Origin of the sequence: Nakamurella sp. (assembly GCF_044224575.1) — a bacterium.
GTDB lineage: Bacteria > Actinomycetota > Actinomycetes > Mycobacteriales > Nakamurellaceae > Nakamurella.
This window is the reverse complement of record NZ_JBGAKE010000014.1, coordinates 109,904-133,394: the sequence shown is the minus strand read 5'-3', so window position 1 is coordinate 133,394 and position 23,491 is coordinate 109,904. Positions and strand designations below refer to the sequence as shown.

18 protein-coding genes and 1 tRNA gene are annotated in these 23,491 nt (G+C 70.7%); 8 read left to right on the top strand and 11 right to left on the bottom strand.

Annotated features, from left to right (window positions below; genetic code table 11):
- Window positions 1–272: 272 nt before the first annotated feature.
- Window positions 273–345 (top strand) — tRNA-Arg (locus ACILSK_RS16835).
- Window positions 346–470: 125 nt separating this feature from the next.
- Here the strand turns inward: ACILSK_RS16835 and ACILSK_RS16830 are convergent.
- Complete coding sequence (locus ACILSK_RS16830; RefSeq protein ID WP_395728328.1) at window positions 471–1,100, bottom strand: DUF5666 domain-containing protein; 630 nt, start codon at window positions 1,098–1,100, stop codon at window positions 471–473.
- Between the two features lie 150 nt (window positions 1,101–1,250).
- Here ACILSK_RS16830 and ACILSK_RS16825 point away from each other — a divergent pair, with 150 nt between their 5' ends.
- From ACILSK_RS16825 to ACILSK_RS16810, 4 genes are all read left to right on the top strand, one after another.
- Entirely contained in the window at window positions 1,251–1,907 is a 657-nt protein-coding gene (locus ACILSK_RS16825; RefSeq protein WP_395728327.1) for a response regulator transcription factor, read from the top strand.
- The gene (locus tag ACILSK_RS16820) at window positions 1,904–3,418 is read left to right on the top strand and encodes an ATP-binding protein (RefSeq protein ID WP_395728326.1); all 1,515 of its coding nucleotides are present in this window, start codon (window positions 1,904–1,906) and stop codon (window positions 3,416–3,418) included. The genes ACILSK_RS16825 and ACILSK_RS16820 overlap by 4 nt, the downstream gene beginning before the upstream one ends.
- Before the next feature lie 71 nt (window positions 3,419–3,489).
- Window positions 3,490–4,419: a hypothetical protein gene (locus tag ACILSK_RS16815; protein WP_395728325.1), complete on the top strand. Its 930-nt coding sequence runs from the start codon at window positions 3,490–3,492 to the stop codon at window positions 4,417–4,419.
- A gap of 91 nt (window positions 4,420–4,510) precedes the next feature.
- The gene (locus ACILSK_RS16810; RefSeq protein ID WP_395728324.1) at window positions 4,511–5,851 is read left to right on the top strand and encodes an MFS transporter; all 1,341 of its coding nucleotides are present in this window, start codon (window positions 4,511–4,513) and stop codon (window positions 5,849–5,851) included.
- 35 nt (window positions 5,852–5,886) lie between these two features.
- Here the strand turns inward: ACILSK_RS16810 and ACILSK_RS16805 are convergent, their stop codons facing one another.
- The 5 genes from ACILSK_RS16805 to ACILSK_RS16785 all read right to left on the bottom strand — a co-directional run bounded on the left by ACILSK_RS16805 (window position 5,887) and on the right by ACILSK_RS16785 (window position 13,229).
- On the bottom strand, window positions 5,887–7,212 hold the full coding sequence (locus ACILSK_RS16805; protein WP_395728323.1) for a S1C family serine protease: 1,326 nt from the start codon (window positions 7,210–7,212) through the stop codon (window positions 5,887–5,889).
- 77 nt (window positions 7,213–7,289) lie between these two features.
- Entirely contained in the window at window positions 7,290–8,561 is a 1,272-nt protein-coding gene (locus ACILSK_RS16800) for an NAD(P)/FAD-dependent oxidoreductase (protein ID WP_395728322.1), read from the bottom strand.
- Complete coding sequence (locus ACILSK_RS16795; RefSeq protein ID WP_395728321.1) at window positions 8,558–9,628, bottom strand: semialdehyde dehydrogenase; 1,071 nt, start codon at window positions 9,626–9,628, stop codon at window positions 8,558–8,560. Before ACILSK_RS16795 ends, ACILSK_RS16800 begins: the two co-directional genes overlap by 4 nt.
- 275 nt (window positions 9,629–9,903) lie before the next feature.
- Window positions 9,904–11,850 carry a molecular chaperone HtpG gene (gene htpG / locus ACILSK_RS16790; RefSeq protein WP_395728320.1) on the bottom strand — a complete coding sequence of 649 codons (1,947 nt, stop codon included), beginning with the start codon at window positions 11,848–11,850 and terminating at the stop codon, window positions 9,904–9,906.
- A 173-nt stretch (window positions 11,851–12,023) separates the two neighbouring features.
- Complete coding sequence (locus ACILSK_RS16785) at window positions 12,024–13,229, bottom strand: saccharopine dehydrogenase family protein (RefSeq protein WP_395728319.1); 1,206 nt, start codon at window positions 13,227–13,229, stop codon at window positions 12,024–12,026.
- Between the two features lie 332 nt (window positions 13,230–13,561).
- On the opposite strand from ACILSK_RS16785, the gene ACILSK_RS16780 reads away from it, so the two are divergent.
- From ACILSK_RS16780 to ACILSK_RS16770, 3 genes are all read left to right on the top strand, one after another.
- A complete protein-coding gene (locus ACILSK_RS16780) occupies window positions 13,562–15,013 on the top strand; it encodes an APC family permease (protein WP_395728336.1) in 1,452 nt (483 codons plus the stop codon).
- The gene (locus ACILSK_RS16775; RefSeq protein ID WP_395728318.1) at window positions 15,010–15,435 is read left to right on the top strand and encodes a universal stress protein; all 426 of its coding nucleotides are present in this window, start codon (window positions 15,010–15,012) and stop codon (window positions 15,433–15,435) included. Before ACILSK_RS16780 ends, ACILSK_RS16775 begins: the two co-directional genes overlap by 4 nt.
- Before the next feature lie 227 nt (window positions 15,436–15,662).
- Entirely contained in the window at window positions 15,663–16,640 is a 978-nt protein-coding gene (locus tag ACILSK_RS16770; RefSeq protein WP_395728317.1) for a LacI family DNA-binding transcriptional regulator, read from the top strand.
- 4 nt (window positions 16,641–16,644) lie between these two features.
- Here ACILSK_RS16770 and ACILSK_RS16765 read toward each other — a convergent pair whose 3' ends face one another.
- The 5 genes from ACILSK_RS16765 to ACILSK_RS16745 all read right to left on the bottom strand — a co-directional run bounded on the left by ACILSK_RS16765 (window position 16,645) and on the right by ACILSK_RS16745 (window position 23,488).
- Window positions 16,645–17,655 carry an alpha/beta fold hydrolase gene (locus tag ACILSK_RS16765; protein WP_395728316.1) on the bottom strand — a complete coding sequence of 337 codons (1,011 nt, stop codon included), beginning with the start codon at window positions 17,653–17,655 and terminating at the stop codon, window positions 16,645–16,647.
- A 162-nt stretch (window positions 17,656–17,817) separates the two neighbouring features.
- The gene (locus ACILSK_RS16760) at window positions 17,818–19,677 is read right to left on the bottom strand and encodes a glycoside hydrolase family 13 protein (protein ID WP_395728315.1); all 1,860 of its coding nucleotides are present in this window, start codon (window positions 19,675–19,677) and stop codon (window positions 17,818–17,820) included.
- 15 nt (window positions 19,678–19,692) lie between these two features.
- On the bottom strand, window positions 19,693–20,889 hold the full coding sequence (locus ACILSK_RS16755) for an ABC transporter ATP-binding protein (protein WP_395728314.1): 1,197 nt from the start codon (window positions 20,887–20,889) through the stop codon (window positions 19,693–19,695).
- A 53-nt stretch (window positions 20,890–20,942) separates the two neighbouring features.
- Window positions 20,943–21,896, bottom strand: coding sequence for a sugar ABC transporter permease (locus tag ACILSK_RS16750; RefSeq protein ID WP_395728313.1), 954 nt, complete (start codon window positions 21,894–21,896; stop codon window positions 20,943–20,945).
- Window positions 21,893–23,488 (bottom strand): ABC transporter permease subunit, encoded by a 1,596-nt coding sequence (locus ACILSK_RS16745; RefSeq protein ID WP_395728312.1) that lies wholly within the window; start codon window positions 23,486–23,488, stop codon window positions 21,893–21,895. The genes ACILSK_RS16750 and ACILSK_RS16745 overlap by 4 nt, the downstream gene beginning before the upstream one ends.
- Window positions 23,489–23,491: the final 3 nt, after the last annotated feature.

The window sequence follows — 23,491 nt, the reverse complement described above, 5'->3', positions numbered from 1 at the left end:
TGCCGGCGATCACCGCACCGAAGAACGCGGCCTTGTCCTGCCAGTCGTACACCCGCTTCCGCGGGCCGGTCATCGATCTTGAAGACACGCAACACTCCTCAGTCAGGGTGTGTTGCATCGACCATATGAATCCAGGGGCCCGGATAACGGCAATGAGCCCATGATCAACTCCAGGACGCGGCCAACCGGGTCGGCCGCCTCCACGAGACGCAGGCGGTACGCTGTGCTCGCTCCGTTCCCGCCGGCATCGTGCCGTTGGCCGGTGCGGGCCCGCCCTCATAGCTCAGGGGATAGAGCATCGGTTTCCTAAACCGTGTGTCGCAGGTTCGAATCCTGCTGGGGGCACCGACCTCTCGACCTCGGCCGTCCGCACCTTCCCCACTGTCCGGCCCCACTGCGACGCCGCCGACTCGCCCCACACGCATGTTCGGCGCCGTCCTGAACGTGCGTATCGGGCGAGTCGGCGCACCTCACCCCGCGGGGGCGCTCGGCGGTGCCGGCGGGACGGGCGCGCTGCCGTCCGTGGGCGGTGCCGGCGGGGTCGGTGCGCTGCCATCGGCGGGCGGGGTCGGTGCGCTGCCATCGGCGGGCGGGGCGGGCGGTCCGGCCGGACCGCCGCCCGGTCCGAGCGCACCCGGGGTCGGCGGTTCGGGGGCAGCGGCGATGACGGTGGCCGCCAGGGACGTTCCGTCGGTGTCGACGGCGCCCTCGGCATGGATCCGCGCGCCCGCCGCGACGGGCAGCGAGAGTCCGTCCCCGTAGGTGGTGTCGCCGCTGAGGTGGATCGTCCGGGTGAAGCCCTCCGGGTCGGTGATCGTGATGCTGCCCGAGTCGACGGAGGTGACGGTCCCGTCCAGATGCGGCTTCGGCGTCGGCGGGGTCGGGGTCGCCGAGCCGTCGCCGGAACCCGACGGTGGGTCCGTTGCTGCCGGGGCCGTCGGGGACGCACTGGTGCTCGATCCCTGGCTGCTGGGGGTGGAGTTGCCGCCGTCGTCGGCCGCGGCGGCTGCCGCGGCGCCACCGATCAGCACGGCCGCCGTGGCGGCGGCGATGGTGATTCCCCGGACGGAGACCCGCCGGTGGTGGAATGGGTCGTTCATGAGGTGTGCCCTTCCTGCTGGTGGACCCGATCCGAGCGGTTCGGGCCGGCTCCACCCACCCTGACCGGCGATGCTGAAGGCGGGCTGAAGGCGGTACCCGCGGCAACGATCTTCAGCGGACCCTCAGCCGGGCCCGGCATAGTGGATCCGGTGAATGCTTCCGGTGTGCGCATCCTGGTCGTGGAGGACCATCTGGTCGAGGTCAGCGCCGACGGGGTGGCCGCGGCATCGGTCGCGGAGGGCTTCCGCCCGGATCTGGCCGTTCTGGATGTCATGCTCCCCCGGCGCTCCGGCCTCGAGCTGGCCCGTGTCCTGCGCGGCGGCACCGACATTCCGGTGATCTTCGTGACCGCATTGGACGGTGTCGACGACCGGCTGGCCGGGTTCGACGCCGGTGCCGACGATTACCTGGTCAAGCCGTTCGCGGTGGCCGAACTGCTGGCCCGGGTGACCGCCGTGCTCCGCCGCTCCGGGCGGCTGTCGTCCCAGTTGATCGAGGTCGCCGACCTGATCGTGGACGACGACGCCGGGATGGTGCAACGGGCCGGCCAGGAGATCGACCTGACCGCGACGGAACGCCGCCTGCTGCTCTACCTGGCCCGGCACCGGGGCCGGGTGCTGTCCAAGACCCAGATCCTGACCCAGGTCTGGGGCTACGAGGCGTACGACCCGAATCTGGTCGAGGCGTTCATCTCCGGACTGCGACGCAAGCTTGACCAGCACGGACCCCGGCTGATCCACACCGTCCGGGGAGTGGGCTACCGGCTCGCGGCACCGGTGCCCGCCGCGGCGACCGAGCCGGGATGAGTCGACCAACGACGGACCATCCACCGGCCGCGCCGCCGACGGCCGCGGTGGGTGACGCGGACACCCGGGAGGAGGACCGCCCGGTCCGGACCGGGTCGTTGCGGGCCCGCGTCGTCGTGTCGGTCCTGGTCCTGCTGGCCGTGGTGCTGGCCCTGCTCGGCGTCGTGGTGACCACCGTGCTCGGCAATTCGCTACGGGACGATCTGCGGCAACGGCTGCAGGACCGGGCCGGTTACGCGGTCGTCCTGCAGCAGCAGGGGGTGACCGGCCAGACGCTGGCCGACCAGATGTCCGGCGGCGGCATCCTGGGTACCTTCACGGCCGGCGGGGAGGAATTCGTCGGTCGGGCCGACGTCGCGCCCCAGGCGCCTGCCCCACCGAACGCCCCCGAGCCCGGCAACCCGCCGGGTGCCGCCCCACCGCTCCCGCAACCGGCCGTCGAACCCGTGGTCCGGTTCAGCGAATCCGACGGGCAGCTGACGGCGCAGGTGACGGTGCCACCGGGCGTCCTGCAGCTGCAGGTGAGCGAGAACGATATCGAGCGAACGCTTTCCGCGCTGCGGACCATCGAGGTGGTGGCCGGGGTGGCGGCGCTGCTGATCACCGGCCTGGTGCTGGTCCGGCTGGTCGGCGTCGCGCTCCGGCCGCTGGACCGGATGGCGGCGCTGGCCCGCCGCATCGGCGCCGGTGCCCGGGGCCGGCGGCTGCGCCCGACCAAGCCGAACACCGACCTGGGCCGCACCGCGGTCGCGTTCGACGAGATGCTCGATGCCCTGGAGGCGGCCGAGACGAATGCCCAGCAGGCCCAGGAGCGGATGCGTCAGTTCCTGGCCGACGCATCCCACGATCTGCGGACCCCGCTGGCCGGGATCGTCGCCGGCTCGGATGGGTTGCTCCGCGCCGACTTCGACGAATTGGATCGGGCCGAGCGGGAGCAGCGACTGGTCGCGATCGTGCGACAGTCCCGGCAGGCCGCCCGGCTCGTCGACGATCTGCTGCTGATGGCGCGGATGGACAACAGTGCAGCGGAACACCAGACCCGTTCGCAGCGCGTCGATCTGATCGAGGTGGTGCGGCAGCAGGTGGATGCCGTCGCGCTTCGCCGGCCCGACCTGCACGTCGATCTGCGCATTGAGGCGGACGTGAACTCCGTTCGGATCGACCCGGATGAACTCGGCCGGGCGCTGGCCAACCTGCTGGAGAACGCAGCCCAGGCCGGCCCGGCCGGCGGGACGGTCACGGCGACCGTCGCAACCCGGCGCACGACGGCCGGCGACGAGGTGACGGTCACCGTCACCGACGACGGGGTCGGCGTGCCGGCCGACCAGCGGGATCGGATCTTCGACCGGTTCGTCCGGCTCTCCACCGACCGGGGCGGCCAGGGTTCCGGACTCGGCCTACCGATCGCCCGCTCCATCGCCCGGAATGCCGGCGGCGATGTGGAGTGCCTTCCGCGACCCGACGGCCGCCGCGGCGCGCGGTTCGAGCTCAGCCTGCCCGCCGGGGTTTGATCCCTCGTCTCGGGAGCAGACCGGTGGCCTCGGCGATGCTGCGGAGCGACCATGGGCCTACCGTCGATGGGGTGGACCGACGGTGGTGGGGTGCGATCATCGTCGCCACCGTGCTGCTGGCCGCGATCGTCATTCCGAACATTCCGGGGCGCCGGATCGCCGGTTCGCCGTCCGCCGGCGCCGTCCCCGGGCCGCCCTCGACGGGTGACTGTGTCACGTGGATCGCCGACCCGTGGCCCCGCTTCGACAATCCGGCACCGCAGATCGACGATGTCTTCGACTACCCCACCCTCACCGTCGGCCCCTGCGACGGCGGGATCGTCGGGGAGGTCGTTTCGGCCGCCGCCGACCCGGCGCCGCCGGCGCGGATCTCGGCAACCGACTACCTGAGCCAGATCTCCCAGTGTCCGATCGATGCGATCGCCTATACCGGGTCCATCGCCCCCGTGGTCCAGACGCCCTCCGGCACGTCCATCGTCTGGGCCGCCCAGCCGCAGTTCCGGTACACCCGGGTCGGGCCCGGCCGGGCGCAACGCGCGCAGGGCCAGCACTGGTCGGCCTGCCTGATCGGTTCGGTGGACGGTGTTCCCTACTCCGGCCGCCTGGAGGGCGTGTTCACCGACGGAACGCTGCCCGCGGCGTTCGGGACCTGCCTGCTGTCGACCGACCCCTCCCGCACGGACCAACTCTCCTGCGACCGGCCGCATCCGGCCGAACTCCTCGCGACCACGACGCTGGGGCCCCGTGCGGTGAGCGCCGCCGATGTGCGGCAATCGTGCGTCGACTTCGCCGGCCGAGCGCTCCGCACCTCGGACCCGACCCGGGACGGCGCCGTCCGCATCGAGGTGGTCGTGCTCCGCGACTGGGGGGTCGAGGTCGTGCAACCGGGTTCTGAACCGCTCGCGGACACCTTCGTGGGCTGCGTCGCGGTCGCTCAGCACGGGGCGATGTTGATCCGGAGCCTGATCGGCGTCGCGGACGGACCGTTACCGACGGGCTAGATCACCCTGGCCCCGGGGCGCGCCGGGCCGGCGGCAGCGATGATGGTCGCGGAACCATTCCTGGCGAGGCGGACGGACGGTGAACCGGCGAATGAACCGGGTACTGGCGGCCTGCACGCTGACGATGGTGCTGCTGGTGCTCGACTCCAGCATCATCGGCGTGATGGTGCCGAGCATCGGTCAGGATCTTGACCTCTCGCCGGCGGATGTGGCGTGGGTGGTGTCCAGTTACCTGCTGGCCCTCGCGGTGCTCCTGCCCATCGGCGGGCGCGTTGCCGACACCATCGGCCCGGTCACCGCATTCGTCGTCGGCATGGCCGGCTTCGCCGCCGCGTCGGCCGGCATCGCCTTTGCGGGAACCGATCTCGCCCTGATCGGCTGGCGGGCGATGGCCGGGGCGGCGGCCGCCCTGCTGATGCCGGCCACTCTGTCGATCATCCTGGGCGAGTTCGCCGACGAGGCCCGGGCCCGGGCACTCGCCGTGTACGCCGGCGTCGGCCAGGCCTTTGCCACCGTCGGCCCGGCCATCGGCGGGCTGTGTGCCCAATTCATCGGCTGGCAATGGGGTTTCCTGATCAACATCCCGGTCGGCGGCGCGGGCATCGTACTGATCCTGACCGCACGGCCGGCCAACCGGCGAACCGCGGGCGCTCGATTCGACGTGCCCGGAGCGGCGCTGCTGATCGTCGGGGCGACCGCACTGGTGACCGCCCTGATCCAGCTCCCGGCCTGGGGTCTCCTGGCCTGGCCGACGATGGCCTGTGCCGCCGTCGGGATCGTCGGGCTGATCACGTTCGTCGGGCACTGCCGGCGAGCGCCCGACCCGGTGCTGAATCTGCGGATGTTCGCGAGCCGACCGTTCACCGGCGGCACGCTGGTGCTGGCCGCGTTGGGCTTCGGCATGACCGTGGCCACCATCTACGGCGCCATCACCCTGCAGCAGACCCTCGACCTGGGCCCGGCCGCCGGGGGCCTGGCCCTGCTGCCCATGGTCATCCCGCTGCTGTTCGCGACCCGGTGGGTGGCCACGGCCTACACCCGGGTCGGCGCCCGGCGGATCGGCGCCGCGGGCAGCGCCGCGCTCACCGCCGGTCTGCTCGTCGTCGCGGCCGGGGTGGCGCTCGACTCGGTGTGGGTCGTCGGCACCGGCCTGGTACCGGCGGGCGTCGGCATTGGGATGCTGCTCAGCCCGATGACGAACGCCTCCCTCAGCACCGTCGCCGACGCGCAGCGGGGGCAGGCGTCCGGCGTCGTGTCCACCGCCCGGCAACTGGGCGGGGTCGTGGGGGTCGGTGTGATGAGCACCTGCATCGCCCTTGTCCCCGGCGGGGAGCACACGGGGACGACGATCGGGTTCGCCATCGCTGCCTCGGTCACGCTGGCCGCGGCGGTGGTCGCGGCCCGCCTGCTGCCCGCCCCCGTGGTGGCCTGACGTTCCGGGCCGGGTGCGACCGCCCACCACCTCGTTCAGGCAGCCGGGCCCTGGACCAGGGTGACGGACGCCGAGTGCTGCGCGCCCGCGACGTCCAGCCAGGTCACGGTGACCGAATCGCCGGGCCGGTGACCGGCCAGCACGGAACTCAGCCCGTCGGCCGTGGACACCGCGGTCGAATCGATCCCGACGACGGTGTCCCCGGCGGTCAGCCCCGCGTCGGCGGCGGGCGACCCGTCGACGACCCCGGCGATCACGGCCCCGGACGTCGCGGTGGTGGTCCCCGAGCCGGACCGGCCGCGGCCCGCGCCGGACCCGGTGCCGGTGGTCGCGGACTGCACCTGCACACCGAGGAACGCCGGGTACCCGAGCCGGACGCCGTCGCTCTCGTCGCCACTGACGATCTGCGTGGCGATGCCCAACGCCGTGTCGATCGGGATCGCGTAACCGTTCACGCTCTGCCCGGAGACCTCCGAGGCGGCGGTGTCGATGCCGATGACCTGGTTGTCGGCGTTGAACAGCGGGCCACCGGAGTCGCCGGCCTGGATGTCCGCGCTCGTCTCGATCAACCCGGTCAGCGTCTCGCCGGCGGCCGCACCCTCGGCCTGCGTGGTGATCCGCTGATTCAGCGCGGACACCACACCGGCGGCGGCGGACGGAGTTCCCCCGTCCCCGCCGGCGTTGCCGACGCCGGTGACCGCGTCCCCGACCGAGACGTTCTGCGAGGTGCCGAAGTTGGCGGTGGTCAACCCGGAGGCGTCGGTGAGCTGCAGCACGGCGATGTCGTCCTTGACGTCGGCGCCGACCACCGTCGCCCGGTACGTCCGGCCGCTGCTGACCACCGTCACCGTGATCGACGTCGAACCCGCGATGACGTGGTTGTTGGTGAGGACCTTGCCGTCACCGGTGAGCACCAGCCCGGTGCCGGCCGCCGCGGCGCCCTGGTAGGCGAGCTCGGTGTCGATGTCGACGAGTCCGACCTGCTGCTCCGCGGTCACCGGGACCTCGCTGCCGGAGCCGGTGGACCCGTCACCGGAGTACCCGTTGCCCGAGGACCCACCGTCGCCGGGAACCGCGAAACCCGGTCCGCCGTATCCCTGGTCACCGCGGCCGTACCCCGGGGACAGCTGTCCGTCACCCGGTGACCCGTTGGACGATCCGTCGCCATACAGGTTCGGCAGGGAGGCCTGCGCGGCGATGCCCTCCACCGCGGTCGGGGTGCCGGCCACCACTGTGGTGCCCCCGACGGCGCCGGCGAGGCCGACCACCGCGGCCACCCCCAGGGCGCCGGCCACCATGAGCGGTGTGCGCCGGCGCGGCGGAGCGGACGGGGCGGGCGGCGGTGGGGCTGGCTGGTACACGGGTCCTCCTGGGGATCACACTGGCGGACCCCAGGACACTCCACCCGGGTGCGGAACGGCTTTGCGGATCATCGGCATCAGGTGGCCGGAACCCAGGAATCCGCTGTGACCGGCAGCCGGACGGTCGGGACGTCGCCCGGCAGATCCTGACGTCGCCCGGCCGATCGAGACGCCGTGTTCCGTACCACCGCCGGCCGGGCCAGGGCCGCGAGCACCCCCAGGGCCTGCCGCCGCAGCGGCATGAACCGCAGGAAGAAGGCCAGCCGGAGCAGCCAACCGGCCCAGCCGGACAGCGGCACGCCGTAGAGTTCGGCGGCCGACCGGCCCACGCCGAAGGCCATGGCCTGGCCCAGCCCCCGGTACCGGAAGCGACCGGCGTTCCGACCGCCGATCACCCGGCGCAGGTTGCGCCCCAGGTGCGACCCGGCCTTGATCGCCCAGAGCGCGTTGGCCGGGACCGGGCGCCCGGTCACCGGGTGCGCCACCCGGGCGGCATCGCCGGCGGCCCAGATGGTGTCGGCCACCCGGAAGGTCGGGTCGACGACCAGCCGACCCCGCTCGTCGTGGACCAGGTCCGCCAGCCCGGGAATGCCGACCGGGCGCTGCCCGTGGGTGGCCAGCACGGCGGCGGCCGCGACCCGGCTGCCGTCGGACAGCTCGACCGCCGACTCGCCCACCCGCCGCACCCGCACATTCAGCCGCACCAGCACACCCAGCCGAGCGAGTTCCCGCCGCGTGGCGGCGCCCATCCGGGGCGGGCTGCCCGGCAGCAGGCCAGCACCGGAATGAACCAGCATGACGGGCATCTCGGCCCGGCCGCGGCGGAACCGGCCGGCGACCGCGGCGGCCAGCTCGACGCCGGCCGAGCCGCCCCCGACGATCACCACCGGTTCGTTGCCCCCGGTACGGACCAGGTCGTCCAGCCGGCGCAGGAACCGGTGGAATTCACCCGGTGCCCGCAGGGAGTACCCGTACGTCGCCAGCCCCGGGATCGCAGCCAGGGGTTCCCGGCCCCCCGTCCCGACGACCAGCTGGTCATAGCCGACCAACTGGTCCGGCGTGCCGTCCGCCGGCGCGACGACCGCGGTCTGCGCCGGCCGGTCGACCCGGCGGACCGTGCCGTGCACGACATCGGCCAGCGGCATCAGTGTCGCGAGTGGAGCCCGGGTCAGCCGGTACGGAAGCAGCCCGGCCACCACCTCGCCGGTGAAGCCGTGAAAGTTGTGGTGGCTGTCCGCCGACAGCACCGTCACCTGGACCGAGCCCGACCGGATGGCCGGGCGCAACGCGCGGTAGGCGAACAGCGAGACGTACCCGCCGCCGAGGAGCACGATCCGCCGCGGCGTCACGCGGCCACTCCGGTGAGCCCGCTCGCGGCGGCCGGCGCGACGCAGGCCGACGGCGCGATCGGGCGACCGAAGGAGCTGGGGGCGGCCGGACGAAAGCCCTGATCCCGGAACCGATCGGCGATCTCGACCATCCGGTCGACCTGCTCCAGGGTGGGCCGGCCGAGACTGAAATGCCCGCGATGCCCGCTGAGCGACAGCAACATGGTCTCCGCCAGGCAGGCGAACGCCTGGCCCGGCGGCAGGCCGATCGAGCCGCCGCGAAGCATCAGGCCCGGCACGTCGACCACGCCGCCGTCCAGCACCCGCACGTCGGGTCGCCGGCGAAGCAGGTCGGGACCGGTGTTGCGGGGCTGGGTGGCGTCGAGTACCACCGCACCGCGGCCCAGGTGCTCGGCGCCGATCAGGGCGTCGGCGGCCGCGGTCAACAGCACCACGACGTCGCAGGCCGCGATCGCCGCCAGGTCGGTGGCGCTGCGGGCCCCCACCGCGCTGGTCAACGGGTCCAGCCGGGAACGATCCCGGGCGACCAGCAGCAGGTCGGCGCCCAGCCCGTCCCGGGCGAGCAGCCGGGTGACCGCCGACCCGACGCTGCCGGTGGCGCCGACCACCGCGATCCGCCCGGCCGAGGCGGTCCGGAGCAGCGCGCGGACCTGCCGGTGGACCGTCGCCGCGGTGAAGGCGTTGCCGTTCGTGATGCCGATGTCGGTGCGCCGCGCCAGCTGTCGCCCGCCGTTGGTGACCGGCGAGGTCAGCCCGCCGAGCCCGACGATGTCTGCCCCGGTGGCCGCGGCCAGATCGACGGCCTGCGCCACCTTGCGGGCACCCGTGCGGCGATCGGTGAGCAGGTGCCGTGCTCCGAAGGGCACCAGGATCAGCCGGCCGACCTCGCGCCCGTTCAGGCCGACCGAAGCGAATCGCAACGGCGCCAACGGGAGTCGCCGCAGCGCGTGGTCGTACACGATGGTCGGGACGAGGCCGAGCGGCTTGGCCAATCGGGCCATGTCCTGCCGGAGATCAGCGCGGGGGTGCACCAGGAAGGCGAAGGTCATGCCGCACAGGACGTTCACATGCGTTCATCGGATACCGCCCATCGCACAATCATCCGTTCGGGAACGAAGCCCCCGAATCACGCGACATTCATTCAGGGATATCGCCCGATCGGGACGCAACGCCGGGGCCGCCCGGACGTCGCCCGCCAGCTCCGCGGGCCGCCCGTCGGGGGTCCGGCGAGCCGGCGAGCCGACTCGCCGGCGAGTGGTGCATCACCGGTTCAAGAAAGCCGGTCCTGCGCCACTGGCCCAGGTGGGCGGGGCGCCCGGGCCGGGTGCCCGGGCCCTACCCCTCAGCCGAGCGTCGCCGCGAGCCGACCGGCCAGCCGACCGACGAAGGCGGCCGGATCGGGCAGCTCGCCACCTTCGGCCAGCAGCGCCATTCCGTAGAGCACCTGGGCGGTTTCGGCCAGCCCGGGATCGTCCGGCCGCTGCCGGTAGGCGTCCCGCAGACCGGTCACCAGAGCGTGCTGCGGGTTGAGTTCCAACGTCCGCTTCACCACCGGCGGCTCCTGTCCCATCGCCCGGTACATCTTCTCCAGGGTGGGGGTGAGGTCGCCGGGATCGCCCACCAGCACCGCCGCCGAGGTTGTCAGGCGGTGTGACAACCGCACCGCCTTGACGTCGTCGATCAGCGTCGCGGTCAGCCAGCCGAGCAGATCGCCGAAGTCCTTCGTCGTGTCCTCGTCGACTTCTTCGCCACCGAGGTCGATCTCGCCCTTCGCGATGGAGGCGAACTTCTTGCCGTCGAAGTCCGGGACGGCGTCCACCCAGATCTCGTCGACCGGATCGGTGAGCAGCAGCACCTCGTAACCCTTGGCCCGGAAGGCCTCCATGTGCGGCGAGGATTCCAGCGCGGTGCGCGATTCGCCGGTGATGTAGTAGATGTCGCTCTGGCCCTCGGGCATCCGAGACACGTAGTCGGCCAGGGTGGTCGGCTTGTCGGCGTCGTGGGTAGAGGCGAAGGTGAGGATCTCCAGGATCGCCTGCCGGTTGTCCGGGTCGCCCAGCAGCCCCTCCTTCACCGCGCGGCCGAATTCGGTGTTGAACGTCGCGAACTTCTCCGGTTCGTCGTCCCGCAACGTCTTGACGGTCGACAGCACCTTCTTGACGAGCCGGTTGCGGATCAGCCGGATCTGCCGGTCCTGCTGCAGGATCTCCCGGGAGATGTTGAGCGACAGGTCGTTCGCGTCCACGACCCCCTTGACGAACCGGAGGTATTCGGGGACGAGGGCCTCGCAGTCGTCCATGATGAAGACACGCTTGACATACAGCTGGACACCGCGCTTGGCGTCCCGCCAGTACAGGTCCATCGGCGCGTGCCCGGGAATGAACAGCAGGGCCTGATACTCGAAAGTGCCCTCGGCGGACAGCCGGATCGTCTGCAACGGCTCCTGCCAGTCGTGGCTGACGTGCCGGTAGAACTCGGTGTACTCCTCCGGCGACACCTCGCTCTGCGGCCGGGCCCACAGCGCCTTGCGGGAGTTGACCGTCTCGGGCTCGGGTTCGGCGTCGACGGTGTCAACCGCATCCTCGCCCTCGGCGGAGTCATCGCCGGCCGGCGGGGCCGGCGGCGTCAGCGGGGCCATCCGGATGGGCCAGGTGATGAAGTCCGAGTAGCGCTTGATGATCGACCGGACGGTCATCGGGCTCGAGTAGTCGTGCAGCTCGTCCTCGGTGTCCTCCGGCTTGAGGTGCAGGGTCACCGAGGTGCCCTGCGGCGCGTCCGCCTCGTCGGAGACGGTGTAGCTGCCCTCCCCGGTCGACTCCCACCGCACACCCTGGTGGGTGCCGGCCTTGCGGGTGACCAGGGTGACCTTGTCGGCGACCATGAAGCTGGAGTAGAAGCCGACCCCGAACTGGCCGATCAGCTCGGCCGACGCCTGCTCCGACTGCCCGGATTCCCGGGCCTCGCGCAACTTGGCCAGCACCTCGCTGGTGCCGGACTTGGCGATGGTGCCGATCAGGTCGACGACCTCCTCCCGGCTCATCCCGATGCCGTTGTCGGCGACGGTCAGGGTGCGCGTCGCCGGGTCGGTCGACACCGTGATGTGCAGATCGTCGGTGTCCACCTCCAGTTCCTTATCCCGGAACGCGGCCAGCCGCAGCTTGTCCAGCGCGTCGGAGGAGTTGGAGATGAGCTCCCGCAGGAACACGTCCTTGGACGAGTAGATCGCATGGATCATCAATTGCAGGAGCTGGCGGGCCTCCGCCTGGAATTCGATCGTCTCGGTCGACATCGCTGATCGTCCCCTCTGGTGATTTGCGACGACCACCCTATGCGTCGCGAGACCGATCGTCCGCATGGGTCCCCCGCGCGGATCAACTCGCACCGAATGGGACGAGTGGGCCGGGAGTCGACGGGTTGAGCCGCGCCGGCGGAGTTGATCCGCGCGGGCAGGGGCCCCGGGGGTCACTGCTCGCGTATCCCCCAGGGGGCGCCGTACTCGTCGACCAGGTCGAGGAACGGCTGAGGCGGCAGCGCCTCGGGTCCGAGGACCCCGGCCCCGGACCAGGTGCCGGCGGCGATCAGCTCGAGGGCGACGACGGGATTGAGTGCGGTCTGCCAGACCACGGCCTGGGCCCCGTACTCGCGCATCGACCACTCGTTGTCCACGACGTGGTACAGGTACACCTCGCGGGGGGCGCCGTCCTTTCCGATGCCCTTGACCCACAGGCCCGCGCAGGTCTTGCCGGACATCTTCTCGCCGAGCCGCGCCGGGTCGGGCAGCACCGCGGCGACCACGTCGCGCGGCGAGACCTCGACGGCGCCCACCCGGACCGGCTCGGTACGGTCCAGGCCGAGCTTGTGCAGCACCCGGAGCACCTCGATGAACTCCTCGCCGAGCCCGTACTTGAAGGTGACCCGGTCCGCGTCGATCCAGCGGGGCATCAGCACCACCTCCTCGTGCTCGACATTGACGCACTCGACCGGGCCGATGCCGTCGGGGAAGTCGAACACCTCGGGTTCGCTGAACGGCGGTGTGGTGAACCAGCCGCGGCCCTTCTCGTAGATCACCGGCGGGTTCAGGCACTCCTCGATGGTGGTCCAGATGGAGAAGCTCGGGGCGAAGTCATAGCCGGCCACGGTCAGGTTCGATCCGTCCCGCACGCCCATCTCGTCGATCGTGGAGAAGAGCTCGTCGGCGGCGTACCGGGCGAACACATCGGCCATCCCCGGTTCGATGCCGATGCCGACGAGCGCCAGCCGGCCGGCGGACTCCCACTCACCGGCCAGCGCGAACTGCTCGTCGCCGAGCATCACGCCGGTTTTCGCGTACGGCTCGGTGGGGTGCGGCCGGGACAGCGACATCGCCATGTCCAGGTAGTCGATGCCGGCGGCCAGCGCGGCGTGGAACAGCGGCATGACGAACCGCGGGTCGGTGGCGTTGACGAGCGTGTCGCAGCGGTGCTCGGCGATCAGCGCTGCCACCTGCCCCCGGTCGGCGGCATCGACCCGAACGGAGGTGAACCGCCGGTCTCCGGTCGACGCGGCCACCGTTGCCGCCCGGTCGCCGTCGTAGTCGCCGACGATCATCGCCTCGAAGAACGTCCGACGGGCTGCGATCAGGGCGATGGCCCCGCCGACTCCACCCGCTCCGACCAGTAGCACCCGCATGGAGGCACCCTCTTCACGCGAAATTTCACGGACAGAAACGATCGAGCCAGCAAATGGGTCGCGCGGGTGCCATTATCAGGCTTTGGCTCCACCGGCGCCCGCAAGGGCAAGGACCCCAGGAGGCGCCCGATGAGCAGGGTGGGCGGGCGGGCTCGGGACCGCCGAGCGAACCATGGGCACTGCGACGACTCCCGATGGAGGGGCGCGGAGCCTGCGAGCGCCCCGGCGAGGGAGTCGTAGTGGGCAGCACCGAGCCGGCCGATCCGCAGTCCAGTCCGGCGGGGGAACCGGAGGCAACCCTGAAGGCCGGGGCGATCGGCTTCGTCAGTTCGATGTCCATCGGCCTGGCGGCCACCTCCCCGGCCTACTCCCTCGCCGCGATCATCGGTCCCGTCGTCGCCCTGGTCGGGGTGTACGCGCCCGGCATCATGCTCGCCTCGTTCGTGCCGATGCTGCTCATCGCCTCGGCGTTCTACTACCTCAACCGGGTCGATTCCGACTGCGGGACCACCTTCTCCTGGGTGACCCGGGCGATGGGCCCGTGGTTCGGCTGGCTCGGCGGCTGGGCGATCGGCATGACCGGCGTGCTGATCGTCGGCTCGCTGGCCAACGTCGGCGTCACCTACCTGCTGCTCACCTTCGGCCTGGACGACCTGGTGGACAACCCGTGGGTGGTGCAGATCCTCACCATCGCGCTGATCTTCCTGATGACCGCCATCTGCGTCATCGGCACCGAACTGTCCGCGCGGCTGCAGGACGTGCTCATCCTGGCCCAGGTCGGGGCGCTGCTGATCTTCGCGATCGTCGCGCTCACCGCCGCGTTGAACGGCACCAGCGAGTACGACTCGCTCATTCCGGAGCTGTCCTGGGTCAACCCGTTCGGCGCGGGTGGGGCGGCCCTGACCAGCGGCCTGCTGCTCGGCGTGTTCGCCTACTGGGGGTGGGAGTCCGCGGTCAACCTGAACGAGGAGACGGAGGGCGCCTCGACCACCCCGGGCCGGGCCGCGATCGTCTCCACCGTCGTGCTGCTGGTCACCTACGTGTCGGTGGCCATCGCGGTCGTCGCCTACGCCGGCGTCGACTTTCTCGCCGAGAACGCCAGCGAGGAGGAGGGCATCTTCGGCACGCTGGCCGACAGCGCGATGGGCGGCTGGTCGTGGATCGTGCTGCTGGCGGTGGCCACCTCGGCCATCGCGTCCACCCAGACGACGATCATCCCGGCGTCCCGGACCGGCCTGTCGATGGCCCGCCGGCACGCGATGCCCAGGGCCCTGGCGCACATCCATCCGCGGTTCCGCACCCCGGACGTGTCCACCTGGACGGTCGCCGTCATCGCGACCGTCTGGTATCTGGTCGTCAACCTGCTGTCCGAGAACGCCCTGTTCGATTCGTTGACCGCGCTGTCCCTGCTGATCGCCTTCTATTACGCGCTCACCGGCCTGGCCTGCGCGATCTACTACCGCCGCGAGCTGACCAAGAGCGCACGGAATTTCGTGCTCATCGGGGTCGGCCCGGTGATCGGCGCGATCCTGCTGTTCTGGCTGCTGGTCGAGTCGATCATCGACATGTCCGACCCGGCGAACTCCTACTCCGGCGTCGCCTGGCTCGGCGTCGGGCCGCCGCTGGTCATCGGCATCTTCATCTTCGTCGTCGGCGTCATCTTCATGGTGTTCTGGCGGTTCCACGACGGTCGGTACTGGCAGGAGAAGCCCGGTGTGGCCGACCCGGTCCTGGCGGCCGGCGGCGCGCACCCGGGCGACCCCGATGAAGGAGCGGGCCGATGACGATCGTGCTGGGCTACGACGAGTCCCCGGGCGCCCGGCGGGCGCTGGAGCAGGCGGTGGACATCGCCGGGCGGATGAACGAGACCCTGGTCGTCGTCTACGCGGACGCACCGCCGAGCCGCATGGGTGAGGAGTTCACCGCGCACGCCGACGCGCTGGCCGAGCGGGGGCGCAGGGCGCTGGCCGACGCCACCGCGGCGGCGCGGGCGGCGGGCGTCACCGCGGAGGTCGAGTTGGTGCAGGAGAAGCCGGCCCAGGCCCTGCTCGACGTCGCCGACGCGCGGGACGCTCGGCTGATCGTCGTCGGCACCTACGGTGAGAGCCCACTGCGCAGCGCCATTCTCGGCTCCACCCCGCACAAGCTGCTGCACTGGTCGAGCCGGCCGGTGCTCTGCGTGCCGCCGCCCGCGGATGACGATTGACGCCCGTGCCGACACCGGCCCGCCCGCCGGTCCGCCGATCAATGGGGGGAAAGTCCTCGCACGATCACATTTTGAAATGAATGCCGATTAGGCTCGGATGTGGAAGCGGCGCCCTGCGGGCGACCGATCGATTCCGGGCAGAGGGTGGTAGTGGTGACGACGGGGCGGCGCGAATGACGCAACCGCCACTGCCTCCCGGCCCGGCACCCCGGGTCACTCTCCGGGAGGTGGCGGAACGGGCCGGAGTGTCCCGGACGACGGCGTCGTTCGTGCTCAGCGGGCGCCGCGACATGCGGATCTCGGCGGACGCCGAGGGCCGGGTCCGGCAGGCCGCGCGCGAGCTGAACTACCGGCCCAGCCTGCTGGCCCGGAGCCTGCGGACCAATTCGTCCCAGACCATCGGGCTGCTCTCGGACCAGATCGCCAGCGAGATGTTCGCCGGTGAAGCGGTTCGCGGCGCCCTGACCAGCGCCCTGCAGCACGAGCATCTGCTGTTCGTCGGCGAGACCGGCGGCGATCCCGAGGTGGAGCGCAGCATCATCCAGGGCATGATCGACCGCGGCGTCGGCGGGTTCGTGCACGCGTCCATGTACACCCAGGTCGTCCGAATTCCGGCGGTCCTGCGCCGGCACCCCGTGGTGCTGATGAACGCCTACACCCGCGGTAAGCGCCTGCCGGCCGTGGTCCCCGACGAGACCGAGGCCGGTCGGTCGGTCGCCCGGGAACTGATCGACCACGGACACCGCGACCGTGTGGTGCTGGTCGGCGAGCACACCGCACAGGCCGTTGCCGGCGAGGAACGGCTCGCGGGCATCCGCGAGGTGCTCGTGGCCCAGGGCACTGACCTGGCCGACTTCGTCGACTGCCTGTGGTGGCCCGACCACGCCTACCGCGCGGTCTCCCGGTACCTGACCACGGGTGCCCGGCCCAGCGCGTTCATCTGCCTCAACGACCGCATCGCGTTCGGGGTGTATCAGGCCGTCCAGGAATTCGGCTGGCAGGTGCCGCAGGACGTCTCGGTGATCTCCTTCGACGACTCCGATCTCGCCGGCTGGCTGCGGCCGGCGCTGACCAGCGTGGCCATCCCGTACTTCGAGATGGGCCGGCTGTCGATCGAGCTTCTGCTGACTCCCGACACCCCGGCGACCCTGCATCTGGTACCGATGCCGGTGCGCCTGCGGGACTCGGTGGGGCCACCGCGCTGACGCCTCAGCCGGCCGTCCGGGCCACCGCGGGCGACCGGACGAGGTCGGCCGGGATGGCGGCGGCACCGTCGGGCGGGACCCGGAGCCCGACCCGCGCGGCGTGACCGGCCCGGCCGCGGCGCAGCGCCCGCCGCCACTTCTTGGCGTCGTAGGTCGACGGGGTGGTCGATGCGATGAAGTCGTTCAGGATCTCGGCGAATCGCTCCGGGAAGTCCTCGTGCGGGAAATGACCGGCCTCGCGGATCACCTCGATGCGCGCCCCGGGAATGGCCTGCCGCGCCCGCTGCGCGTGCGCCACCGGCAGCACGGTGTCTCGCGACCCCCAGACCACGCAGGTCGGCATCTCCTGGGCGAGGTAGGCCCGGTCAAGCATGCCCACCACCTGGCCGCGCCAGTCGAGCACCCCGCGCAGCACGTGCAGGAAGGCGTCCCGCTCGGCCGGATCGGACTTTCCCCGCAGGACGCCAAGGGCCCCGGGGATGTCGGCCGTGCCGGGCAGCCCGATGGCGTGGGCCCGGCCGCCGACCAGTTGCAGCGCGGCGCGCACCGGCGGTGCCGCCGCCACCGCGAGCGCGGCACCTCCACCCGGCAGGGTGAGCCCCCGCAGGATCGGATTGACCTCCCGGCCCAGACCGCCGGGCGCGACCATCACCAGCCGCTCGGCGAATTGCGGGAACTGGTAGGCGAACTGCATCGCGACGCCGCCACCGAAGCTGTGGCCGACAACGGTGACCCGGTCGATGCCCAGGATCGCGAGCAGGTCCCGCATGCCGTTGGCGAACCCGCCGAGGCTGTAGTCGGCCCGCGGCTTCCCGGACCGCCCGTGGCCCAGCAGGTCGGGGGCGATCACGGTGTACCGCGCGGCCAGCCGGTCGATGACCGGATCCCAGGTCCGGTGGTCGCAGCCGACGCCGTGCAGCAGGAGCAGCGCGGGGCCGCGACCGGCCAGCACGTAGGCACGCTCGTGCCCGTGCACGGTCCGCACCTGGACCTGGGACGTTGTGCGACCCGGCACGACCGGCCTCCCGTCGGCACGGAGAAGTTGTCAGGACCGTCAGAAATAGTTCTCACGCAAGATTAACCCCGGCCGGGTGTGCGATGCCACGTGGTCACCCGAGGGCGGTGCGCCGGCGTCACCCCCGTGCCGATGGCCGCGACGACGGCGCCGCAATCCGGCTCAGGCCAGTCGCCAGATGCCGACGCCCGGACCGTCGCCGGGCACGACGATCACCCGCTCCGAGGCGACCAGGTCGACGCCGCCATACACGGTTTCCGGCTTCGACGGGCACAGCCGGACGGGCAGCGTCGCCCCCGACCACGGTGCGCGAGCCACGACGACGAGGAGCCGCTCATCGGCGGTCTCCCGCAGGTAGCCGATCGCGTCGTCGGTCTCGATGACCCACCGCAGCCCGCCCGTGCGCAGCGCCGGGTGCGCCCGGCGCAGTGCGATCAGCTCGCGGAACGCGTCCAGCGTGGCCCGGTCCCAGGTTTCCCGGCGGCCCCACGGCATGGGCGTCCGGGCGTGCTCACCGTCCACCCCCTCGAGGCCGAACTCCTCGCCGGCGAAGATCATCGGGGCGCCGGGGTAGGTCATCTGCAGACCGATCCCCAGCCGGACCAGGGCCGGATCGCCGGTCACCGTCCGGAACCGTGGGGTGTCGTGCGAGGCCAGCAGGTTCCAGTGCCGGATCGCCACCTTCCACGGCGTGCTGGCCAGGAAATCGCGCATCGTGGCCACCGTGTCGGCACCGCCGCGGCGCGGGATCCGCTGCGGCATGCCCAGGAAGCCCAGCCCGTTGTCGGTGGCGGTCAGGAAGCTCCAGACGGGCCGGGTGAAGCCGGCGTAGTTCATCGCGCCCTGCCAGCCGTCCCCGATCAGGTCGGCCGAGAAGTCGTGGCAGTGCTCGGCCAGCAATGCCGATCCCGGCCGCACCGCGTCGAGGGTGGCCCGCAGCTCCCGGGCGACGTCGTGGCCGTGGTCGAACGGTCCGTAGCGACCGGTCATGTTGGCCACGTCGATCCGCCAGCCGTCCAGGTCGAACGGGGGACGGAGCCATCGGGCGACCACGGAGTCGTCCGGCCCGAACAGCCGGGACCGGAGTTCGGCGGATTCCAAGTTGAACTTGGGCAGGCTGGGGTGGTCCATCCAGGAGACGTAGTTGCCGTGCCCGTCGAAACCGGTCTCGGCCCGATCGTCGAAGTAGTAGAAGCCGCGCTCCGGCCCACCCGCCCGGGCCGCGGTGAACCACGCGTGGTCGTCGCCCGAATGGTTGGTGGTGAAGTCACCGATCACCTGCATGCCCCGCGCGTGGGCCGCGGCGGACAGCCGGGCCAGGGCCGCATCGCCGCCGAGCAGCGGGTCGACTCCGTCGAAGCTGGTCGCGTTGTACCGGTGGTTGGAGCGGGCCGGGTAGAGCGGGGTCAGGTAGATGGCCGTGGCGCCGAGATCGGTGAGGTGGTCAAGGTGCTCGACGATCCCGTCCAGATCGCCGCCGTAGAACTGCCGGGGCGTGTCCGGGCCGGTATGGATCACCGGGTCGTCCCAGTCCGCCGGGACCGCCCAGTCGGGCAGCTCGCGGTGCGGCGCGTCCCGGGACCGGCCGAACCGGTCCGGGAAGATCTGGTACACCACCGAATCTGGCCCCCAGTCGGGACCGGGATCGTAGGTGGTGAGCCGGAAGTCGTGCCGGTCGGCGACCTCCCGGGTGTGCTCACCGGAGCCGTTCAGCCAGGTGTAGCCGGCCGGGCCGCGGTCCAGCAGCACCCGGTAGAGGGTGACCGGGTTGTGCACGGTGACCTCGGCGGTGTACCAGTCCTCCCCCTCTTCCTGGCCGCTCCGGGAGGCCCGGAGATACCGAGGTTCGGCGTCCTCCACCACCCGCAGCCAGACCGAGTCGACTCCGGCCGACCAGGGCACGCGCACCGAAATCGGCACCCGATCACCGAAACTCGGGGTCTGCGCCCCGACATACCGGGATGATCCATCGTGGTGGGGGCCGGGTTCACCGCCGGGCACCCCGCCCTGCTTGGTGGGCATCGATTCTCCGCGGGATCAGGTCCAGATGGCCTGCGAGGTATCGGGATCGAAGAAGTGGGCGCGCTCGACGTCGACCGCCACCTCGATCTCGTCGCCCATCCGCACCCGGGAGCGGGGGGCGAACGAGGCCACCCAGGTCACCCCCAGCTCGGGACCGACGTGGATCTCGTCGCCGCCGCTCTCCTTCGCGATCAGCTTGGTGTCCGCGGTCTCCACCCGCTCGCCGGGGAAGGTGAAGTGCACGACCAGCTCCGACCCCAGGGCCTCGGTCAACGTCACCTTGCCCTTGAGCCGCCGGTTGGAATCGGGGTCCCGGGCCAGGCTGGCGTCCTCCATGTCCTCGCTGCGCACCCCGACGACGACCTTCTTGCCGGCGTAGGACTTCAGCGCGGGCCGGGCGGACACCACCGAGTCCGGGATCTTCATCAGGGCATCGCCCTTGCGGACCGCCAGACCATCGGGGCCATCGACGATCTCACCCATCACCAGGTTCATCGGCGGCGAGCCGACGAACTGGGCGACGAAGATGTTCACCGGGGTGTCGTAGCACTCGCTGGGGGTGCCAAGTTGCTGGAGGATGCCGGCCTTCATCACGGCCATCCGGTCGCCCATCGTCATGGCCTCGGTCTGGTCGTGCGTGACGTAGAGCGTCGTGGTGTTGAGGGAGCGGACCACGGCGGAGATCTCGGCCCGCATCTGCACCCGGAGCTTGGCGTCCAGGTTGGACAGCGGCTCGTCCATCAGGAACACCTGCGGCTCCCGGACGATGGACCGTCCCATCGCCACCCGCTGCCGCTGGCCGCCGGAGAGCTGCTTGGGTTTGCGGTCCAGCAGCGGGGTGAGCTCCAGCATGTCGGCGGCCTTGGCGATCCGCTGCTCGATCAGGTCCTTGGGCATCTTGCGCAGCTTGAGCCCGTAGGCGATGTTGTCCCGCACGCTCATGTGCGGGTACAGCGCGTACGACTGGAACACCATGGCGATGTCCCGGCCCTGCGGGTCGACGTCGTTCACCCGCCGGCCACCGATCAGCAGGTTGCCGGTGGAAATGTCCTCCAGCCCGGCCACCATCCGCAGCGCGGTGGATTTCCCGCAGCCGGACGGGCCGACCAGCACCAGGAACTCGCCGTCGGCGATGTCGATGCTCAGGTCCTTGACCGCATGGAAGCCGTTCTCGTACAACTTGTTGATCTTGTCCAGTACCACGGGTGCCATGTGGCTCTCCAGGTTTCGCGAGTTCGCAGGGTCGACGAGGGGATGGACGTCGGTCAGCCCTTGACCGCGCCGGCGGTCAGGCCGGTGGTCAGGGATCGCTGGGTGACCGCGAAGACGAGCAGCATCGGGATGGCCGCAATCAACCCACCGGCCGCCATCAGGCCCCATTGCTGGCGCAGCGGGTCGATGACCAGGCTGCGCAGGCCAACGGCGAGGGTGGTGTTGTCCGGGTCCGGCAGGATCTGCGCAGCCATCGGCAGCTCGTTGAACGTCGAGGTGAAGCTGACGAAGAAGACCACGACCAGGATCGGCAGGGCCAGCCGCATGATCAACCCGAAGAAGATCTTGACGTGACCCGCGCCGTCGATCCGCGCCGACTCGTCGATGTCCACCGGAATGGTGTCGAAGAAGCCCTTCATCAGGAAGGTGTTCACGCCCAACGCGCCACCGAGGTACACCAGCAACAGGCCCCAGATGCTGCGCAGGCCGAACAACGGGAAGACGTCGCCGATGGACTGCAGCAGGATGAAGATGGCGGTCAGGGCGAGCACGGCCGGGAACATCTGCACCAGCATCAGCGTGAGCAGCCCCATCCGGCGGCCCTTGAACCGCAACCGGCTGAACGCGAAGGCCGCGCAGGCTCCCATCAACAGCGCCAGCGCGGAATTGAGGGTGGCCAGGATGATGGTGTTGCGGAACCAGATGGCGAACGGGAACTGGTCGCTGGTCAGGATCGCGGTGAAGTTGTCCAGCGAGAGGTTGTTCGGCACCAGGCACAGCAGCGCGGAGAACCCGGTGCGGTCGGACGGACACGCGGCATTGAGCGAGTTGCTCCCGGAGAAGGCCAGGTTGATGACATAGAGCGCCGGGAAGAGCGCCCAGATGACCATGATGATCGCGACGATGTGCCGCCAGCCGACGATGCGCATCCATCGACCGAACGGCATCCGCTCGGCCTTGAGCTTGGTCTCCGTGGCCGGCGCCGGGGTGGACGTGTCGACGCTCATCGTCCGATCTCCTCAAGTCTGCGGGTGAGCCGGAAGCCGTAGGCCGACACCGTGCCGACGATCACGAAGATGAGGATCGCGATGGCCGAAGCCAGTCCCATCTGCTGGTTCGCCGGGCTGAAGGCGACCCGCAGGGTGTAGTTGATCAGCAGGTCGGTGCCGCCGCCGTTGATGGTCGAGCCGGAGAACGGCCCGCCGCCGGTCAGCAGGTTGATCAGGGTGAAGTTGTTGAAGTTGAAGGCGAAGGTGGTGATCAGCAACGGCGCCGTGGCCACCAGCAACAACGGCAACACGACCGTGCGGAAGGCGTACCGGCTGGAGGCGCCGTCGACGAACGCGGCCTCCTTCAGATCCGCCGGCACCGCGGTCAGCGCGCCCGAGCAGACCAGGAAGAAGTAGGGGAAGCCCATCCACAGGTTGACGAACAGGACGGAGAACTTGGCCAGCCACGGGTCGTTCAACCATTGGATATTGGCACCCAGGATCTGGTTGATGATGCCGAAGTCGGAGTTGAGCATGGCCTGCCAGACCAATGCGGTGAGGATGACCGGAAGCCCGTACGGAATGATCAGCAACACCCGGTAGATGCTCTTTCCGCGCATCCGGCGTTCCTGCAGGATCAGCGCCAGGATCAGGCCGAGCGCGAAGTTGAGGAACGTCGTCAGGACGGCGAACGCGAAGGTCCACAACAGGATCGGCAGGAACGACGACCGGATGGTCGCGTCGGTGAACAGCTTCACGTAGTTGTCGAAGCCGACGCCGACCGTCCAGCCCGGGTTCAGGCTCTGCCCGCTGGCCTGATTGACGAAGGCGCCGTCGTCGTTGTTGGCCGGGAACACCTCATTGGTCTGGGTGTTGATCATGGCGTCCTGCGCCTGGTCATACGCGAACCCGGACTTGGCCTCACGGGCCCGGGTGATCGAAATGGCTCGGAGGTAGGTGCCCTGCTCGGCGTTGATCGGCGGGTTCAGCGCGTCCCACTGCGCCTTGAGGTCCGGGCTGCCGGACAGGGTGGCCAGGTTCAGGCTCTGATAACCGGTCACCCCGGTCACCTGCTCGCCGTTGCGCTGGACGTCGCCGGCCGGCACGTCGGTGAAGCCCTCGTTGGTGCCGATCCGCACCGACCCGGTGGTGGGGTCGGTGACCAGCATGGACACCGTGCCGTCCTGCTCGATCGGCACCACGGCGTACTCCTGGCCGCCCTCCACCGGCACCACGTTGCTGGCCTGGATGGCCGCGATGGACGCGTCCTTGTCCCCGAAATGTCCGGTGCCGTAATTGGTGAACGACAGGTAGCCGGTGAAGAACATGGTGAACAGCTGGTACACGACCAGGAAGATCAGGCCGGGAACCAGGTATTTCAGCGGCAGGTTGCCCTTGGTGAAGTAGACGGCATTGACGGCGATCAGCACGATCGCGAAGAACACGACCGCGGGCCACCACTCGGCGGTCCAGGCCTGGGCGAGGCACCAGATCAGCAGGGCGTCGATCAGCCCCACAAGAATGATCTTGATGATCAGGTTGCCGGCGCCCACCGAGCGGGAGGCCGGAGCCTCACGTTCGTCCTGGACCACCGGAGCGGTGTCGGTCATGTC

Coding starts and splice junctions, on each gene's coding strand:
- ACILSK_RS16780 (WP_395728336.1), top strand. CDS start 13,562: ATGTCCATCGGCCTGGCGGCCACCTCCCCGGCCTACTCCCTCGCCGCG.
- ACILSK_RS16760 (WP_395728315.1), bottom strand. CDS start 19,677: ATGCCCACCAAGCAGGGCGGGGTGCCCGGCGGTGAACCCGGCCCCCAC.
- htpG (WP_395728320.1), bottom strand. CDS start 11,850: ATGTCGACCGAGACGATCGAATTCCAGGCGGAGGCCCGCCAGCTCCTG.
- ACILSK_RS16745 (WP_395728312.1), bottom strand. CDS start 23,488: ATGACCGACACCGCTCCGGTGGTCCAGGACGAACGTGAGGCTCCGGCC.
- ACILSK_RS16785 (WP_395728319.1), bottom strand. CDS start 13,229: ATGCGGGTGCTACTGGTCGGAGCGGGTGGAGTCGGCGGGGCCATCGCC.
- ACILSK_RS16820 (WP_395728326.1), top strand. CDS start 1,904: ATGAGTCGACCAACGACGGACCATCCACCGGCCGCGCCGCCGACGGCC.
- ACILSK_RS16750 (WP_395728313.1), bottom strand. CDS start 21,896: ATGAGCGTCGACACGTCCACCCCGGCGCCGGCCACGGAGACCAAGCTC.
- ACILSK_RS16830 (WP_395728328.1), bottom strand. CDS start 1,100: ATGAACGACCCATTCCACCACCGGCGGGTCTCCGTCCGGGGAATCACC.
- ACILSK_RS16775 (WP_395728318.1), top strand. CDS start 15,010: ATGACGATCGTGCTGGGCTACGACGAGTCCCCGGGCGCCCGGCGGGCG.
- ACILSK_RS16810 (WP_395728324.1), top strand. CDS start 4,511: ATGAACCGGGTACTGGCGGCCTGCACGCTGACGATGGTGCTGCTGGTG.
- ACILSK_RS16755 (WP_395728314.1), bottom strand. CDS start 20,889: ATGGCACCCGTGGTACTGGACAAGATCAACAAGTTGTACGAGAACGGC.